Source organism: Chryseosolibacter histidinae (assembly GCF_018598225.1).
In the GTDB taxonomy this organism is placed as follows: domain Bacteria; phylum Bacteroidota; class Bacteroidia; order Cytophagales; family Cyclobacteriaceae; genus Chryseosolibacter; species Chryseosolibacter histidini.
Window position 1 is genome coordinate 64,693 of record NZ_JAHESF010000032.1, and the last position, 17,206, is coordinate 81,898.

The window sequence follows — 17,206 nt, forward strand, 5'->3', positions numbered from 1 at the left end:
CGACAGCTCGATCTGCATTAAATCGTACCTCGTAAATCGTACCTCGTACCTCCCAGCACGCCTTCCGTAGTCATGATCACCCGCTTCATCGTGCTGTCAGCATTATAATAAAGGTGGTCAATGCATACGGAGCGACGATGGCTTCCTCCTTGCGGGAGTCCACCGTTGTGATAAATGAAATAGGAGGTTCCTTTGAAGTCTATGATGCAGGGCCGGTTGGTCTGGCAATTGCCGGCAAGCTCGTTCAGGATACCTTTGAATTCCCAGGGGCCATCGATACTGCGGCTCATGGCATAGGCCACCTTTTCAGGAAACTCAAATCCGTACGAAAGATAATACCATTCACCACGCTTGTGCACGTGCGCGCCTTCCTCGAATCCGGGAACGCTGATCTCTGTTGGGGCACCGTCAAGCTCGGTCATGTTGCGTTTGAGCCTGGCGTAGTAACACTTCGACTTTCCCCAGAAAAGAAAAGCCTGGCCATCGTCATCGATGAAAACAGCCGGATCGATGATGGTGCGGGTAGCCTCATCGTTTGTAATGAGCGCCGAGCCACGCGCATCGGTGAAAGGGCCGGCAGGGCTACTGGCTACAGCAACACCGATGGCGCCGCCCTTAAAGCTTGCATGGGTGACGGCCGCATACCAATAGAACTTTCCATCGCGATGAGCAACCTGCGAGGCGTACGCGTCTCCCTTCGCCCAGGCAAAATCTTTTGCCTTCAGGGGAACGGGATGTTCTTTCCAATGGATCATGTCTTCGGAAGAGAAGCATAGCCAGTCGTTCATCACATAACCCTGCGTTCCCGGCGGAGACTCATCGTGGCCGGTATACAGGTATACCGTGCCGTTGTATACGATGGCCGCAGGATCTGACGTGAACTTATGCCTGATGATGGGGTTGCCGGTACGGGGTGGTAGTGATGTCATAGTCTGTACGGGTGATAAAATCTGTTGTTTATGCGATAAAAATTGTTCCTGAAAAGTCCACGGTCCACGGCCGTGCAGTGAATGTTAGCCAATTGTTCCCCGATAACGCTGGGGTTGTGGAACTAAGTTCCACGGTGGAAAGGATGCTCTGATCTGGTTGGAGAAGAAGCGCACGGAAGTAACTTCCGCGCAAGAGGGGAAGGTTCCTGAAAAGTCCACGGTCCACAGTCCACGGTCCACGGCAATTCTCCTTTGGAACCGGGATCCTCGTGCCTGCACCGTTCAGGATGATGGTAGACCTCACAGACTGTGGACTGTGGACCGTCGACCGTGGACTCCTCCCCGCTCAGCCCAAATGGCTTGTGCATGGTGCTGGTAACGGTTATCTTCATATGGTACCTTAAAATCTGTTGCGTATGAGTCTAAAAGCCAGGATCTTCACTTTTATTGCGTGCGTCGCTGTACTTTTTGTTGCTGTGTCGTGGACGTCTTCAGAGCAGGTGACTACCACAGCCACGCCGGCAAAAGTGCGTCAGTACCTGTATGTGGCAACACCCGGTATCCGCAATTACCTCGAGTATGGCGGTCATGGCATCCTGGTGTTTGATGTGGCGGAAGGGCATCGTTTTGTAAAACGGATCCCCACTGGCGGTCTCAAAGACGATGGCACCCCTTCGAATGTGAAAGGTGTGGCCGTGAGCATCGCCACCAACAGCATGTATGTGACCACCCTCGAAGCATTGCAACGGGTGGACCTCGCCACCGAAAAAGTATTGTGGGAAAAGAAGTACGAGGGTGGCTGCGACCGCCTCTCCATATCGCCTGATGGAAAGCTTATCTACCTGCCCTCGCTGGAAAAAGAGCACTGGCATGTGGTGGATGCCGAGACCGGCGACGTGATTAAACAGATCGTGACCAACTCCGGGGCACACAACACACTCTATGGGCCCGACGGCAGCAAAGTTTACCTTGCGGGATTGAGGACCAATACCCTCGGCGTGGCAGATACCCGCAGCCATACCGTAGTGAAGCAGGTCGGTCCTTTCAGCAACGCCATCCGCCCCTTCACCATCAACGGCGCACAAACGCTGTGTTATGTCAACGTCAACGGGCTGCTGGGCTTCGAGGTGGGCGACCTGCAATCAGGCACCAGGCTACACCGTGTTGAAGTAGAAGGTTTCAGCCAGGGACCTGTGAAAAGACATGGCTGTCCCAGTCACGGCGTGGGACTTTCTCCCGATGAAAAAGAGGTGTGGCTCTGCGATGCCTTCAACCAGCGCCTGCACATCTTCGACAACACCGTGATGCCGCCCAAACAGAAAGAGAGTATTGAAGTGAGGGATCAGCCGGGATGGATCACCTTCAGCATGGACGGAAAATATGCCTATCCTTCAACGGGAGAAGTGATCGACGTGAAAACGAAAAAGATCGTGGCAACGCTCAAAGATGAGAACGGCAACGCGGTACACAGTGAAAAAGTGGTGGAGATCCACATGGATGGCAAAAAAGCAGTAAAAGCCGGAGACCAGTTCGGCATCGGGCGGGTGACAAAAGCGCTGGCTAGCCGGCCTTGAACGTGATGGGAACGGTTACCTGCTCAGCAAACTCTTTCCCCGCATCCAGGATGTCTTCGTCATCTTCCAGGTAGTGCCATTCCACCTGCATGCCTTTGATATCTTTTAAAGCGTTCAGCAGCTCGAGGATGACCTTGGATGATGCCGTGTTGAAATAATCGAGCTTGAACTTGAAGACGGTTGTGGGGTTGGGCGCCTTGGCATATTCTTTCATCCACGCAATGGCTGGTGAATAGAATTCAATGACATCCTCCGGCAGCGATCTTCCTGCTATTTCAAATATTCCATCCGCTTTGTTGAGCGTGATCGTGGGTGTGTCAGGCGTGCCTTCGAGGTGTAAGGGGTTCATGGTTAAGTTTTGTTAATGTTTCGCAGGGTGCATAACCGGCCCCAATTAACGCAGAATATGATCAACCGGTATTCCATACATCACCCGATTTTGATCTTTCGCAGAAATCATTCGCCGCCAGCACATCCCTTTTACTTAACGCCGGTTAACCCTCATATACCGGGCCACTTTTCAGGGAATGCTGTTTTTAAGCGATCCGGCCAAATACTCCCGAAAAATTCTCGGCCAGGCATTGCAACCTTTTCCAGTTTCCGGAGTTCTTTCTCCCGAAAAAGAACAACTCCGTCAGTTCCTGAAACCTATCTGATATGCTGAAAAACTATATCGTCATCGCGCTTCGCCTGCTGGTGAAAAACAAAGTGTTTTCGCTCATCAACATCCTCGGGCTCTCTGCCGGGGTAGCCTGCTGCATGCTGCTCACGCTGTACATCCAGGACGAATTCAATTATGAGAAAGGATTCAATGACCGCGAAAAGATCTTCCGCGTCAACACAACCTTTATCAGGGATGGCGTTGAAGAAACTGTTGCCTCCGCATCACCACCCATCGCACCCGGGCTTGCACAGGCGTTGCCCGACATTGAAACTTTCACCCGCGTGATGAAACCGTTGAACACAGAGGTGAATATCGTGCGATACCAGGATAAATCGTTCTTCGAAAAAAATGCGTTCCTCGTAGACTCAACTTTTCTGGACGTTTTTCCCTATCCGCTACTGGAAGGCAACGCCTTCACAGCACTTGACGCCCCGTCTTCCGTGCTGCTGTCACAACACCTCACAGAGAAGATCTTCGGCCGGCAAAGTCCGCTCGACGAGCTGCTGATCATCAACAGCGGCACAACCTCGGATACGTTCAGGGTCACGGGCGTGGTTGCAACACCGGTATTCCCGTCACACCTCGACGCCGACATTTACATGAACATGAACAGTGACGGATGGGGCCGCTGGGTGCTGAACCAGACCACCTGGGCCGACAACAACATTGTGGGGAGTTACCTGAAGCTGAGAGATCCGTCCGTCGCCAAAACATTGGAAGCGAAATTCCCGCAGCTGGTGGCAATGCATGCTGGCGAAGTTCTGAAACAATCCGGCAGGCAGAAGACACTGAAGCTGCAAGCCCTTGACAGGATCAGGTTATACTCTGACATACGAAAGAGCGCTTCAGACGAGCGCGCCGGCAGCATCACCTATATTTATATCATTGCCACCATCGGCATCTTCATCTTACTGCTGGCCTGCATCAACTTCATGAACCTCACCACCGCCAGGTCGGCACAACGTTCGGGCGAAGTGGGCATCCGGAAATCCATGGGCGCTTTCAGGCATAACCTCATCCGCCAGTTCCTGGGCGAGTCGATGGTCATTGTACTGTTCGCCCTGGCCGTTGCGTTTGTCATCGTTCTGCTGGCGCTGCCGTCTTTCAATTCTGTGATGCAGAAACAGCTATCGCTCAACAGCAACAATCTTCCGTTCATGATCGCGGCAACACTGGTGATCGGGGTGGTCACCACACTGCTCGCCGGAAGCTACCCCGCATTCTTTCTTTCGTCTCTGAAACCCGCGCATATCCTGAAAGGAAAATCGCTGGCCGGTGGTTCACAGTGGCTGAGAAAAACACTTGTCGTTGTTCAGTTCGTGATCACCATCGCGCTGATCTCGTCCATCATCATCATCCAGCAACAGCTGAAATATATCCAGTCGAAGTCGTTGGGTTTCAATACAAGCCAGGTCGTGATGATCCCGCTCCGCACAGCACAGGCTGCGGCACAATACACGTCGTTAAAAACAAGCTTTGAGGCCCTGAGTGGTGTCGGTACTGTTTCGGCAACTTCCAGCATTCCCTCCACACCGCTGACGCGCGATTGGGGTATCTTCAAACAAGGGGCTACCAGCGACCAGACCATCACGCATGACATCGTGAACGTGGATGCCGACTACTTCAAAACCATGGGCATCAGGCTCATCACAGGTCGCGACTTCATCGTAGGCCAGGACAATGTGCCTACCGATACTGTCAGCACCACGAAGATCGTCGTCAATGAATCGAGCCTGAAAGCGTTCGGCATTCCGCTGGAAAATGCCGTGGGCTCAACCATCTATTTTCAGCCCGGCGCAGAACGGTATGAGTTCACGGTGATCGGCGTAGTGAAGGACTTTCACCAGTTCTCGCTGCACCGCCAGATCCGGCCCATGCTCTTTATCCTCTCGGGCAACAGGAATTTTTTCCCGTACCTTGCCGCCACCGTAGACATGGTCTCGTACGCACAGGTGGAAGCTGCCATGAAAAAAATATGGAACGAACGTATCAGCGACGCGCCCTTCGAAAGCATTTTCGTGAACGACAACATCAAAACCCTGTACAAGGCTGAAGAGCGGACCTCTACCATACTGATCATCTCCACCACCATCGCCCTGCTCATTTCCTGCCTTGGCCTTTATGGATTGTCTGTCTATGTGGCTGAACGTAAAACGAAGGAGATCGGCATCCGCAAAGTGGTAGGCGCTTCGGTGCAGAGCATCATCGCCATGTTATCGAAAGAATACATCCGTCTCATCGCCATCGCGTTTGCTATCTCGGTACCGCTGGGCTACTACTTTATGAACCGGTGGCTGGAGAACTTTGCCTATAAGATCGATGTTGGCGTTTCCGTGTTCCTGATCTCGGGCGCGGTGTCGTTCATTGTTGCGTGGCTTACTATCAGCTTCGAGTCGTTCAGGGCGGCCAGTAAAAATCCGGTGGATACATTCAGGAGCCAGTAGGTGGGTAAATTCAGTTCCCGCTGATCACGCAGATCAACGCAGAACTGAGTGTTGTTGGTGAAGAACACCAACAACGGCGCAACGGCGCAAAAATTCAGTTCCCGCTGATCACGCAGATTAGCGCAGAACTTTTAATTACACATTATCTGCGCATATCCGCGGAATCTGCGGGAGACCAACTGCTGTGGCGTTATATATAATGGCAAGGCGATGAGGTGGTTGGTGAAGAATACTAACAACGGCGGAGGCAAGCGGCTTGAGAATGCTGCTAGATCAAACAAAAATGACAACAATTGGCAGGAAATTATGACGATATTGGATGCTGTTAGTTATGACATCATCCAAACCTCATAATACGCAGGTTCTTCAGACCTACTCCCCGCAGGCCATTCTCAATATTTTTAATAACGCGATCAAAGCGCCTGCTGCCGAGCATACACTCATCCGGGTAAAAGGCATCTATGAGCCCGGCAAGGGTGTGGACTATTACGGCTACTATTACGATACGCTTTCTGACGAAGCTACCGGCAGCAGCATGACGCTGAAAGTACCTGCCATCATGCGCGAACGACTTGTTCCTTACAAGGTCATCGACTTCACAGGCTTTGTTACACGGAAGCTGGAAGAGAAAGGCGGCGCCATCCGCATCCACCTCAACCTGAGCGAGCTGCACGAGATCAAACAAGCGGCATTCTCCGATACGGAGCACAAGGCACTCGAGCTCATCCGCCGGAAGGCAAATAAAGGATATAAGGAAGTGGATGGTTTCCTCACCAGGCGGATCCTGAGCAACGAACCTCCCCTCATCTCGGTATACATCGGCACCACTTCCATCATCGACCAGGACATCGAACATGCGCTGGGTGAAGCTGCTGCTTTCTTTAACCTACGTTTTATCCGCATCAGCCTCACTTCTGTACAGGAGATCAGCACCGTCTTCGATGACGATGAATCCGACATCGTGATCCTGGCGCGCGGTGGTGGCAGCGGCCTCGAAATTTTCAACACCCTGGAGCTGTCAGAAAGCGCGCTGCTGCTCGAACCTTATTTCATGACGGCTATCGGCCACCGTGAAGACGTGTCACTGCTCGACCGCATGGCCGATAAATCTTTCATCACACCCACGGCGCTGGGCAATCACCTGCGGCAACTCTACAACAAAACCATTGAAGACATACAGGGTTCCAAAGCACGTCTTGCCGAAGAGATCAAAAGCCAGGTGAAGCTCGGTTATGAGAACGAGCTGCAGGTGTACAAAAACCTGCTCACCGGAAAAGAAAAAGAGCTCGACTTACTCAGGAGCAAACCACCAGGCCTTAACCTGAAACAGGTGCTCGTCTATATGCTTCTGGCCCTGCTCACAGGATTTGTGCTGGCGATGTTGTTGCTGCGGTGAGCCGGTAGTCCCCCTTACTTGCGTCGTTCTGAACGAGGCATGCGTGGTTGGAAGAGGGAGTGAAGAATCCCCTGATGGCGAAGTGCTCAGTGCAAAACATCCGCTCGAATTAAGTACGCAGTAAGCGACCCGGGGATCCTTCGCTCGCGCAATGCCACCGCACCCGCGTCGCTCAGGACGACGGTCTTCGGAGGAAGACATGGGACAAAGACTTCCCTTAAACAACTGACAATCAATTCTCTTTACAAAGAAAAACCAAATGACCTGCCGATGGGGTAGGGATTTTAATCTTATTTTACATACATTTAAATAATTAATCGCGGGATGATGTCCTGGAGGAATATGAAAGAAAAGAAAAATCCGCATCCGCCGCGGTGGGCAGAACATCTGCTGACGTGGTATTGCAGGCGCGAGCTGCTGGAAGACCTGCAGGGCGATCTGAATGAGTACTTTCAGCGGAACCTGGAAACAAAGGGCCTCCTGCGTGCGCGGCTGATCTATGTGATCGACGTGCTGAAATTCTTCCGGCCCTATACTGTACGAAAACCTGAATTCCTTAACCTGTTAATCCATTGGCTTATGATCGGCAGCTACATCAAAACCTCCGGGCGCAGCATTGTGCGCAACAAATTATTTTCAGCGATCAACATCGCAGGACTCGCCGTGAGCATGTCGGTGGGATTGCTCACCCTCTCCATCGTAAAGGACCTGTTCTCGTACGACAGCTTCCATGAAAAGAAATACAGGATCTACCGCGTGATCACCGCAGACCAGCGCAAGGGCGGATCACCTTTCAGACTGGCCACCTCTTCGGTGCGGGCTGGCGACAAGATCCGCGAGGCGATCACCGGTATTGAACGTGTGACACAGATGCGCCGGGGATTTGGCGGCGACGCTATTATCGACAACCAGACCATACCCCTTTCAGGATTATGGGCCGATGAGTCGTTCTTCGATGTATTCACATTTCCGTTGCTGCGGGGAAGCCGCGCCACTGCACTGAAAGACCCCTATTCTATTGTACTGACAGAAACAACTTCGCGCAAGCTGTTTGGCTTGGCGGAGCCTTTGGGCAGGACTGTGAAGTTCGACACCACAACGTATGTAGTGACCGGGCTGATGAAAGATCTTCCCAAACTTTCGCATATGAAGTTCGAGGCGCTGGTCTCCTTCTCTACCGTGGTGCTGCAGAAGCCCGACTTGGACGGCGACTTCTTCGACTGGCGGAACATCTTCTCGAACTATACGTATGTTGTGCTGCCTGAAAACGGCGACGCCAAAACGGTACAGGCTGCGCTCGATAAACTCTGCGCTGCTGAAAATGCGGGCATGGGCGACCGCCAGATCATGTTAAAGCTTCAACCGCTGCAACAAATTCCCATGGACGCGAAGCTGGCAAACCCCATTGGTCCGGGCATCAACCAGATCGCCGTGTGGATCCTGGCCGGCCTTACGCTGGTGGTCATTCTTTCGGCCTGTGTCAACTACACCAATCTTTCTATAGCGCGGGCATTGCGCCGTTCGCGTGAAGTAGGCATCCGCAAGATCATGGGCGCATTCAGGGGACACGTGCGCACGCAATTCATGGTTGAGTCCGTGATCATCGCGCTGCTCTCGCTGCTCTTTTCATTCCTGTTCTTCCTGTTCCTGAGAACCCAGTTCCTCTCCTTCAGTCCTATCCTGGCAGGCCTGCTTACACTTGAGCTTTCACCCAGCCTTGTTGCGTGGTTCGTCTGCCTGGCGGTGGCCGTGGGCATCGTGGCTGGTTTTCTGCCGGCATTGTTCTTCTCCCGCATCAATGCCATCAGGGTTTTGAAAGATGCTTCTTCCGTTAAAGTGTTTCACAAGGTAAGCCTGCGCAAGGCACTGGTAGTGGTTCAATACACCTTTTCATTGGTATTCATCACCACCACCATCATCGGCTATCAGCAATACCGCGGGCTGCTCACGTTCGACCTCGGCTTTGCCACCGGGAACGTTCTCAACATCCACATGCAGGGCAATAAAAGCGACTTGCTCATCAAAGAGCTTTCGGAGCTGCCTGCGGTTACTGCCCTCTCAACGTCGCGCATCATCACCAGCACGGGAAATATTTACGGCATGCACGCCAAGTACAAAGATCTCAACGACTCTGCCTCGATCCTGCTGAATTATGTTGATGAACATTACCTGCCCCTGCATGGACACAAACTGATCGCCGGCAAAAATTTCAGTGCCCGCCCCGCCCATGCAGAAGAAAGTGAAGTGATCGTCAGTATGCAGTTACTCAACCGCTTCAACATCTCACCCCACGATCCCGCGAAAGCGCTGGGAGAACAGATCCTCACTCCCGAAGGAAAAAAACTCACGATCATCGGTGTAATGAAAGACTTTCACTACGGCACGCTGGAAGACAAGATCAGTCCCGTGGCGTTCCGTTACACCGCTGAGGAAACACATGGATTTGTGAACGCCAAGATCGCCAGCACGGACCTGCCTTCCACGATGGCCGCCATTGAAGCAGCCTGGCAAAAAATTGACAGGGTTCATCCGTTCAAAGCAGAATTCTATGATGACCAGATCGAACAAACGTACAACCAGTTCTCTGTGATGGTAAAGGTCATCGGCTTCCTGGCATTCCTGGCCGTGTGTGTATCGTCGTTGGGATTGCTGGGCATGGTGGTGTTCCCTACAGAAACGCGCCTGAAAGAGATCGGCATCCGCAAAGTGCTGGGCGCCGGTGAAGGAAGTCTTGTTCTGCTGTTGAGTCGTGGATTCCTGGTACTGCTCGTGGTAGCCATGCTCATCGCGTTGCCAGCCACCTGGATGCTTTTCGACAAGGTGGTGCTGCCGAAATTTGCCTACCATCAACCGCTGAACATGTCAGGACTGATAGCTGGTAGCCTCATCGTGATGGGCATCGCCTGCGTGATGATCGGATGGCAGACCCTGAAGACTGCCCGGACAAATCCTGCAAAAGTATTGAAGAACGAGTAATGATCACCGGCTCGTGTGCCTGCCGATCACGTTCAACAGCTCGCGTGCTGCGAAAGGTTTGGGCAGGAATGCGCTCACGCCGATCTGCTTTGCTTTTCTTCTCATCTCCGGGTAGGCAGAGAGCATGATGATGGGGATCTTCCTCGTCTCGGTTTTGATCTTGAGGAACTTTGACAATGCAAGTCCGTCGATGGTTGAGATCTGCTGATCAAGAATGAAAACATCGGGTAGTGTAACGTTACCGTTGACGATCTCGGTTCCTTCGGCAAAAGATTGTACATGATGGCCGGCGGCAAGCAATATTCTGCTCAGCATGAAACGACTGTCATGGTCGCTTTCAGCTAAAATTATTTTTGCCATAGAAAAGATTGTTTGGGGTTTGGGGAAAACTAATGGTATGACAAAAATAAGGCGTGGCTGATAAAAAAGAACTGATTGTGCAGATAAAAATTTGAATTACAGCCGGTTAGCTGCCTAGGTGTCCGTGTTGGCGATCACACCGAGCGTACAACAGGATTAACAGGATTTGCTGGATTAATTACCAGGATTAACTACCATATTTAACTGGATTAACAGGATTGGAATCCATTGGACCTGTAGAGTTTGAACCCTCGTTCGCTGCCATTGCGCTGGTCCACGCTCAAGCTTCGGCGAGCTGCGTAAGGTACGAGGTACGTAAGTTTCAATCGAGCGCCGTACTTCGTTCCCGATAGCTATCGAGATCGTATCTCGTACCTTCCACCAGACCAGTTGGCAAAACATCACCCTCACCATTCGGGCACATTTTTTTTGGTGAGGGGGTCGAACTGAAATTTTCATGGGCATAGTGTTTTCCGTAGCCAAGTCCGTAGACCAGATGAACCTCACTGACGTAGTCATACAGACCTTCTCAACACCTCAGCATGCACTGGAGACCTACAGGATCTTTGTGTCGGCCAAGAACCTGGCCCTGGATCAGCTTTTGACGCTGCCCAGTGTCTGCTGCCTGATCAACAACAGGCCCGCCTATTTTGAAAAAGTGGATTCTTACCGCTGGAAGCTTTTTATTCCGAGGTAGTCCCGATAGTTATCGGGAGGAGATATGAGATTTGAGATGGGGGACTAGGGACAGCGGTCGTTTTTACAAGTTTCGTTACTGTGGATTTATGGGTAATGAGAAGTAAAAAGTTGCTCCTTCATTTACCTTTCCTTCGGCCCAGATCTTTCCGCCGTGCCTGGTGATGATCCGATAGGCTAACGCGAGGCCTACACCCGATCCGGGGAAATCGTTCATTCTGTGGAGCCGCTGAAACGCTCCGAACAGCTTCTCTGCGTATTTCATGTCGAACCCCGCGCCGTTATCCTTTACGAGGTATACCATCTCGTTCCCGTTCTTATAGGAACCTACCGTTATGATGGGCTGCTCTTTTTTCGAAGTATATTTCACGGCATTCGAGAGCAGGTTTACCCACACCTGCTGCAGCAACACTTCGTCTGCCGTGACGGGAGGTAATGCAGCGATCTCGAACGACGCATTGTTGGGCGTGGAATGGTTCAGATCTTCGATGACGGAGCGCACCAGTTTTTCATTGTCAACCGGTGTCTTTTCCAGGGGCTTTTTGCCTACCCGTGAGAACTGCAGCATCTCGTCTATGAGCGTGTTCATTTTCCCGGCATTCTGCTGTACGGTTTGCAGCACGCGCCTGCCGGTATCATCCAGCTGCCGTGCATGATCTTCTTCCAGCACATTGGCGTAACCAATGATCGAACGCAGGGGCGCCCGCAGATCGTGTGACACCGAATACGAGAATGCCTCCAATTCATTATTGGCTGCTTCAAGCTGGGCCGTGCGGTCTTTAACCCGCTGCTCCAGCTCCCGGTATACATTTACATTCTCGATGGATACCGCAGTAATATCCGCCAGGGCCTGCAACAGGTTCACCTCTTCTTTGGTGGGCAGATGATGGGTAGCCCAGTAGTTGCCGATGGCGCCAATGGGAGCTATGGCCCGGATGGGTACCATCGCCAGACTTTTGACGAACGTAGGGCGATAGGCATCATGGGGGATCCGGCTGTCCTGGTAAATGTCTTCGATCACGGCGGGGACCTTGTTGATCATGGCCCAACCGCTGATGCAGGTCTGCATGGGGAAACGACTCCCCTTCCAAAGCGGACTGATGGCATCCTCGTCTGCGTAAAAACAAAGGTTTCCATCGCGCAAAACAAATGTGGCACCATCGGCTCCGGTCAGCTTTCGGGCCACCGTGCGCACGATCTTCATCACAGCTTCAAGATCACGGGCAAGCGACAGTTCCTGAACGGTGGTCACCAGAAGCTTCAGCGTACCGCTGTCGGAGGTTTCGATCATGGGGTTAAATACGTGAAAGGTAAAAAAGGCAACCCTCAAAAAAAAGAATAGTCCACGGTCGACAGTCCACGGTCCACAGACGTACGGTGTAGATCATAACCCTTTCGGTGCGCGTCTACAGTAAGTGTACCGCATGCGATCAAGGAATCCTTGCTGGGCGTATACCAAACAAACCTATCGACTCAGAATTACAGTTTTTGAACAGCGTGGCTCGGCCGTGGACCGTCGACTGTGGTCTGTGGACTCTTCCTAAACAAACAACGTGTATTGCTCCAACGGTTCACCTGAAAGTAATTTGGCCAGTGCCTTGCGCAGTGCTTTGATGTTGCTGGTCTTGCTGATAATACCCGAAGCGCCCAGCGATCGCGCCTGCTCTACGTCCCGGGGTTTTACCGTGGTGGAATACAGAAATATGGGGATCGGACTCAGGTGTGAATTTTCCTTGAGTGCTTTCAGACATTCCATGCCGTTCACCTTGGGCATGTTCAGATCGAGGAAGATGTACTGTGGAAGGTTCCGGCTCAGGCGCATCCGCAGCATCGCGTCATCGGCACTTTCAGATTGCCATACTTCAAAGGCGCCATCGATATCTTTCAGCACATCGGTAAAGATCTCGCGGTCGTCCGCGTCGTCATCAATGATAAAGACAATTTTCGGCGTGTTCATATGCCTGCCAGGTTTGTTTACCCGACGCCTCAATTTTAAAAAAACGGTTTTAAAATCTCAATGGGCATCGCAGATGGATACTGCGTGATTCAACTGGATGGAAAAAAATCATGCCATGTAAATTAACGGGTCCGCTATGTAAAACGATCGGAGAGGTCTGGTTTTTCGGTAAATTGAATACTGAACAATGCCCGCCCTATGGATATCGTCACCCAAGTACGATCAAAAGCTACATTCCCCGCTTACCTCTCTGGTGGCGGCGAGATGGGTGAGCGCATCCGTAACTTCGACTGGCGCAAGAGTCCACTGGGCCCTATCGAGAAATGGCCTCAAAGCCTGCGCACCACGGTGAGCATCTGTCTCAATTCGAAGTTCCCGATCCTCATCTGGTGGGGCAAAGACCATGTCAAGATCTACAACGATGCCTACAGCGTCATTATCAGCACCAAACATCCGAACGCCTTGGGCACGAAAGGTGAAGCGGTGTGGCCCGAAATATGGCCCATCATCGGCCCCATGCTGAAAAGTGTGATCGAAGAGGGTCAGGCAACCTGGTCCGAAAACCTGCTCCTGCTTCTCCACCGCAAGGGTTTTGCCGAAGAATGTTATTTCACTTTCTCCTACAGTCCCATCAGGGAAGAATCGAATGCAGTAGGCGGCGTATTCTCTGCCATCACCGAAACAACGGAGGCAGTGACGGGAGAACGCCAGCTGAAAACGCTCCAGGACCTGGCACAAAAGATCTCGGAGGCAAAGGACGAACGCGACGTCTATGATAAAGCCGTGGAGGTGATCGCACAAAACCCGAAAGACTTTCCATTCTTTATGCTGCACCAGGCCATGGGCGATGGCACGCTGTTGCAGATACCAGCAAACGATGCGTCTGCCAGTGGTGGCAAAGCACACATCCGTGAAGCGATCTCAACGCAGCGCCCTGTAGTGAAGGATAACAGCGGCAACGAAGCGCAGCTTGCGTGCGGCCCCTGGAAGATCCCGGCCAACAAGATCCTGGCCCTGCCCGTGACCACCGGCAACCCGAAGACACCGTATGCTGTTCTCGAGATCGGCGTGAACCCGCATCGTTTACTCGACGAAAAATATACAAGCTTTTACAAGCTCGTGGTGCACCACATCGCCACCGGCATCAGCAACGCACGAACGCTGGAGGAGGAACGCAAAAAAGCGGAAGCCCTCGAACAGATCGACAAAGCCAAGACAGCCTTCTTCTCCAATATCAGCCACGAGTTCCGTACACCCATCACACTCATGCTTGGCCCGCTGGAAGAGCTGCTCGAGAAGGCTACTAACCTTAACACCCATGAACGGCAGAGCCTGGAGACAACCCACCGCAATGGCCTGCGCCTGCTCAAGCTGGTGAACACCCTGCTGGATTTCAGCCGCATTGAAAGTGGCCGCTACCAGGCATCGTTCACGCCGGTAGATCTGAGTACCTACACCGGCAACCTGGCAGCAAACTTTCGCTCGCTCATCGAAAAGGCTGGACTGCAATTCATCTTCACCGCTTCGTCCGACAGTCACGCCGTATATGTGGACAAACAGATGTGGGAGAAAATCATCTTCAACCTGCTGTCGAATGCATTCAAGTATACACTGAAAGGAAGCATCACGGTGTCGCTTACTTCCGCCGACCGTTACGCCGAGCTTTGTGTAACCGATACGGGTGTGGGTATTCCCGAAGAAGAGCTGCCCAACATGTTCGAACGGTTTCACCGCGTCAAGAATTCGGTGGCCCGAACGTATGAAGGATCAGGCATTGGCCTGTCGCTGGTACGGGAGTTTGTCAGGCTTCACGGCGGTACCATCAGCGTTGAAAGTAAAACTGGTCAGGGTACCAGCTTCCGCGTGCGCATTCCCCTCGGAAAGGAACACCTGCCGCCGGCATTGATCTCAGAAGGCAATGAGCACACATCCACAATCCCCGGAGGATACCTTGAAGAAGCTGCAGCCCTGCTGCAAAGACCGGCATCGATCAGCGACAACGGAGAGGCCATACACAAACGCGCTACCGTGCTGGTGGTCGACGACAATGCCGACATGAGATTTCATCTTCAGCGACTGTTGGCGGAAGAGTTCCGCGTGGTGCTGGCATCTGACGGCCGTGACGCGCTTGACAAGATAAAAACAGAACGGCCTGCGTTGGTACTGAGCGATATTATGATGCCGGTGATGGACGGCCTCGAGCTGCTGAAGGAGGTGAGGAACTCCTCTGAAACTTCAGGTATCCCTGTCATTCTCATCACAGCGCGGGCGGGTGAAGAATCCAGGATAGAAGGGTACGACTCCGGCGCCGACGATTACCTGGTAAAACCCTTCTCTTCAAAAGAGCTGCTGGCGCGCATCCGATCGCAACTGCACATCACGGCCATCAGGGAAAAGGCAAGGAAGACCCTGGAAGAAAATGAGAAAAAATTCAGGAGCGTGCTCCAGCAGTCGCCGAGCATTTTCCTGATCCTGAGTGGCCCGGAGTTTACCATCACTTTTGGCAACGAGCCCTTGTTTCAATCGTGGGGTAAAACCAATGACATTATTGGCAAACCGTTATTGGAAGTATTGCCCGAGCTGGCCGACCAGCCTTTTCCACAATTGCTTCGTCAGGTTTATAATACTGGCCAAACCCACACAGGCCGCGAAGAAAAAGCCGTGGTTATCAAGAACGGTATGCCACAGGAAGTATACTACAACTATGTGTATCAACCTGTGCTCGATGAAGCCAACAACGTGACCGCCGTTACGGTGATGGCCTCAGATGTTACCGACCAGGTGCTTGTGCGCAAGAAGATCGAAGAGATCGCCAGCCAGTTCAGAACCCTTGCTGAAAGCCTGCCGGCCTTTGTCTGGATGACCGATGCCGCAGGAAGCATTGAATATATATCGCGTCGCTGGAAAGAGTACTCAGGCTTCGACACTGTGAATACTGATATCTGGCACCAGTTGGTGCATCCTGACGATATGGACGCCATTATGAGCGCCTGGACCAGAAGCCTTCAAAACGCAAACACTTACCGGGGAGAGATCAGGATCAGGAACACGAAGGGAGAATACCGGTGGCACTTCGCACACGGTGTTCCGGTAAAGAACAACGAAGGCGTGGTGCTGAAATGGATCGGCTCGTTTACGGATATCCATGATCAGAAGCTTTTCTCCAATAACCTGATCTCGCTGGTGGAAGAAAGGACCTCTGATCTGAAAAGATCCAACGACGACCTTCAGCAGTTTGCCCATGTGGCGAGCCACGACCTGAAAGAACCTGTGCGAAAGATCCAGACGTTTACTTCGTTCCTCATCGACGACTACGAGACACACCTGCCCGAAAAAGGTAAGATGTACCTGCACAAGATCGAAGCCGCCATCAACCGCATCTACGACATGATCGAGGGTGTGCTCAACTATTCATCGCTGAACGGGCAACCTGACCAACATGAGCTGACAGACCTGAACAAAGTATTTCAACGCATCGATGCCGATTTCGAGCTGACGATCGAGCAGACCGCTGCCACCCTGCATTACAGTAACCTTCCCGTTGTAGAAGCGTCCCAGACGCTCGTGTATCAGCTGTTCAGCAACCTCGTGGGCAATTCGCTTAAATTCACCAGGCCTGGAAAACCCGCCGTTGTTACCATCACATCCGCTCCCGCAGAAACGCTGCCCCCCGACCCTGCCCTGCTGACCGGCAAACGTTATGTGAAGATCTTGATCAGGGATAACGGCATCGGCTTCGACCAGAAATTCGCGGAGAAGATCTTTTCTCCTTTTACCCGCCTCAACTCAAAAGACAAATTCGAAGGCACTGGCCTGGGTTTGGCACTTTGCAAAAAGATCGTTGAACGGATGCATGGTTCTATTTCAGCTACCGGGCGTGAGAATGAGGGTGCGGTTTTCGAGGTGCTGCTGCCTTTACCTGTTTTTGAAAAGGAGTAAGAATTAAGGAGTAAGAATTAAGGAGTAAGGGCTGTCGTTCAGTAACCCCCGAACCTTACTGCATGCCTAATTCTTGCATCTGTCTTGTTATGCGCATTCTGCTAGAAGGGGATTCTTCACTCCGCTCAGGCCCACACACATGCCCTCGTTCCCAATGACGTGCCATCAGGAGGCTCCTATGGAGCCCAATATGAACCAACCATTCCATTCTATAAACAGGGAGCTCCATCCGGAGCTAAATGCATTTCACTCCGATAGGAGTGCCCTGTCT

General features: G+C 52.2%; 11 protein-coding genes. 6 read left to right on the forward strand and 5 right to left on the reverse strand.

Going from position 1 to position 17,206, the window contains the following annotated elements; genetic code table 11:
- Nucleotides 1-17: 17 nt before the first annotated feature.
- A complete protein-coding gene (locus tag KK083_RS24015; protein WP_254168255.1) occupies nt 18-929 on the reverse strand; it encodes a glycoside hydrolase family 43 protein in 912 nt (303 codons plus the stop codon).
- 416 nt (nt 930-1,345) lie between these two features.
- Between KK083_RS24015 and KK083_RS24020 the strand changes: the two genes are divergently transcribed.
- Nucleotides 1,346-2,503 (forward strand): YncE family protein, encoded by a 1,158-nt coding sequence (locus tag KK083_RS24020; RefSeq protein WP_254168257.1) that lies wholly within the window; start codon nt 1,346-1,348, stop codon nt 2,501-2,503.
- Here the strand turns inward: KK083_RS24020 and KK083_RS24025 are convergent.
- Nucleotides 2,490-2,852: a DUF1987 domain-containing protein gene (locus KK083_RS24025; protein WP_254168259.1), complete on the reverse strand. Its 363-nt coding sequence runs from the start codon at nt 2,850-2,852 to the stop codon at nt 2,490-2,492. The genes KK083_RS24020 and KK083_RS24025 overlap by 14 nt on opposite strands.
- Before the next feature lie 308 nt (nt 2,853-3,160).
- Between KK083_RS24025 and KK083_RS24030 the strand changes: the two genes are divergently transcribed.
- The 3 genes from KK083_RS24030 to KK083_RS24040 all read left to right on the forward strand — a co-directional run bounded on the left by KK083_RS24030 (nt 3,161) and on the right by KK083_RS24040 (nt 9,983).
- Complete coding sequence (locus tag KK083_RS24030) at nt 3,161-5,611, forward strand: ABC transporter permease (RefSeq protein ID WP_254168261.1); 2,451 nt, start codon at nt 3,161-3,163, stop codon at nt 5,609-5,611.
- A gap of 331 nt (nt 5,612-5,942) precedes the next feature.
- Nucleotides 5,943-7,007, forward strand: coding sequence for an exodeoxyribonuclease VII large subunit (locus KK083_RS24035; protein WP_254168262.1), 1,065 nt, complete (start codon nt 5,943-5,945; stop codon nt 7,005-7,007).
- Between the two features lie 342 nt (nt 7,008-7,349).
- Nucleotides 7,350-9,983, forward strand: coding sequence for an ABC transporter permease (locus tag KK083_RS24040; protein WP_254168263.1), 2,634 nt, complete (start codon nt 7,350-7,352; stop codon nt 9,981-9,983).
- A gap of 3 nt (nt 9,984-9,986) precedes the next feature.
- On the opposite strand, the gene KK083_RS24045 is transcribed toward KK083_RS24040, so the two are convergent.
- The gene (locus KK083_RS24045) at nt 9,987-10,343 is read right to left on the reverse strand and encodes a response regulator (protein ID WP_254168264.1); all 357 of its coding nucleotides are present in this window, start codon (nt 10,341-10,343) and stop codon (nt 9,987-9,989) included.
- Nucleotides 10,344-10,800: 457 nt separating this feature from the next.
- Here KK083_RS24045 and KK083_RS24050 point away from each other — a divergent pair, with 457 nt between their 5' ends.
- Nucleotides 10,801-11,040 carry a hypothetical protein gene (locus KK083_RS24050; protein ID WP_254168265.1) on the forward strand — a complete coding sequence of 80 codons (240 nt, stop codon included), beginning with the start codon at nt 10,801-10,803 and terminating at the stop codon, nt 11,038-11,040.
- A 75-nt stretch (nt 11,041-11,115) separates the two neighbouring features.
- Here KK083_RS24050 and KK083_RS24055 read toward each other — a convergent pair whose 3' ends face one another.
- A complete protein-coding gene (locus KK083_RS24055; protein ID WP_254168266.1) occupies nt 11,116-12,330 on the reverse strand; it encodes a sensor histidine kinase in 1,215 nt (404 codons plus the stop codon).
- 249 nt (nt 12,331-12,579) lie between these two features.
- Complete coding sequence (locus tag KK083_RS24060) at nt 12,580-12,996, reverse strand: response regulator (protein WP_254168267.1); 417 nt, start codon at nt 12,994-12,996, stop codon at nt 12,580-12,582.
- Between the two features lie 198 nt (nt 12,997-13,194).
- On the opposite strand from KK083_RS24060, the gene KK083_RS24065 reads away from it, so the two are divergent.
- A complete protein-coding gene (locus KK083_RS24065) occupies nt 13,195-16,935 on the forward strand; it encodes an ATP-binding protein (protein ID WP_254168268.1) in 3,741 nt (1,246 codons plus the stop codon).
- Nucleotides 16,936-17,206 lie beyond the last annotated feature (271 nt).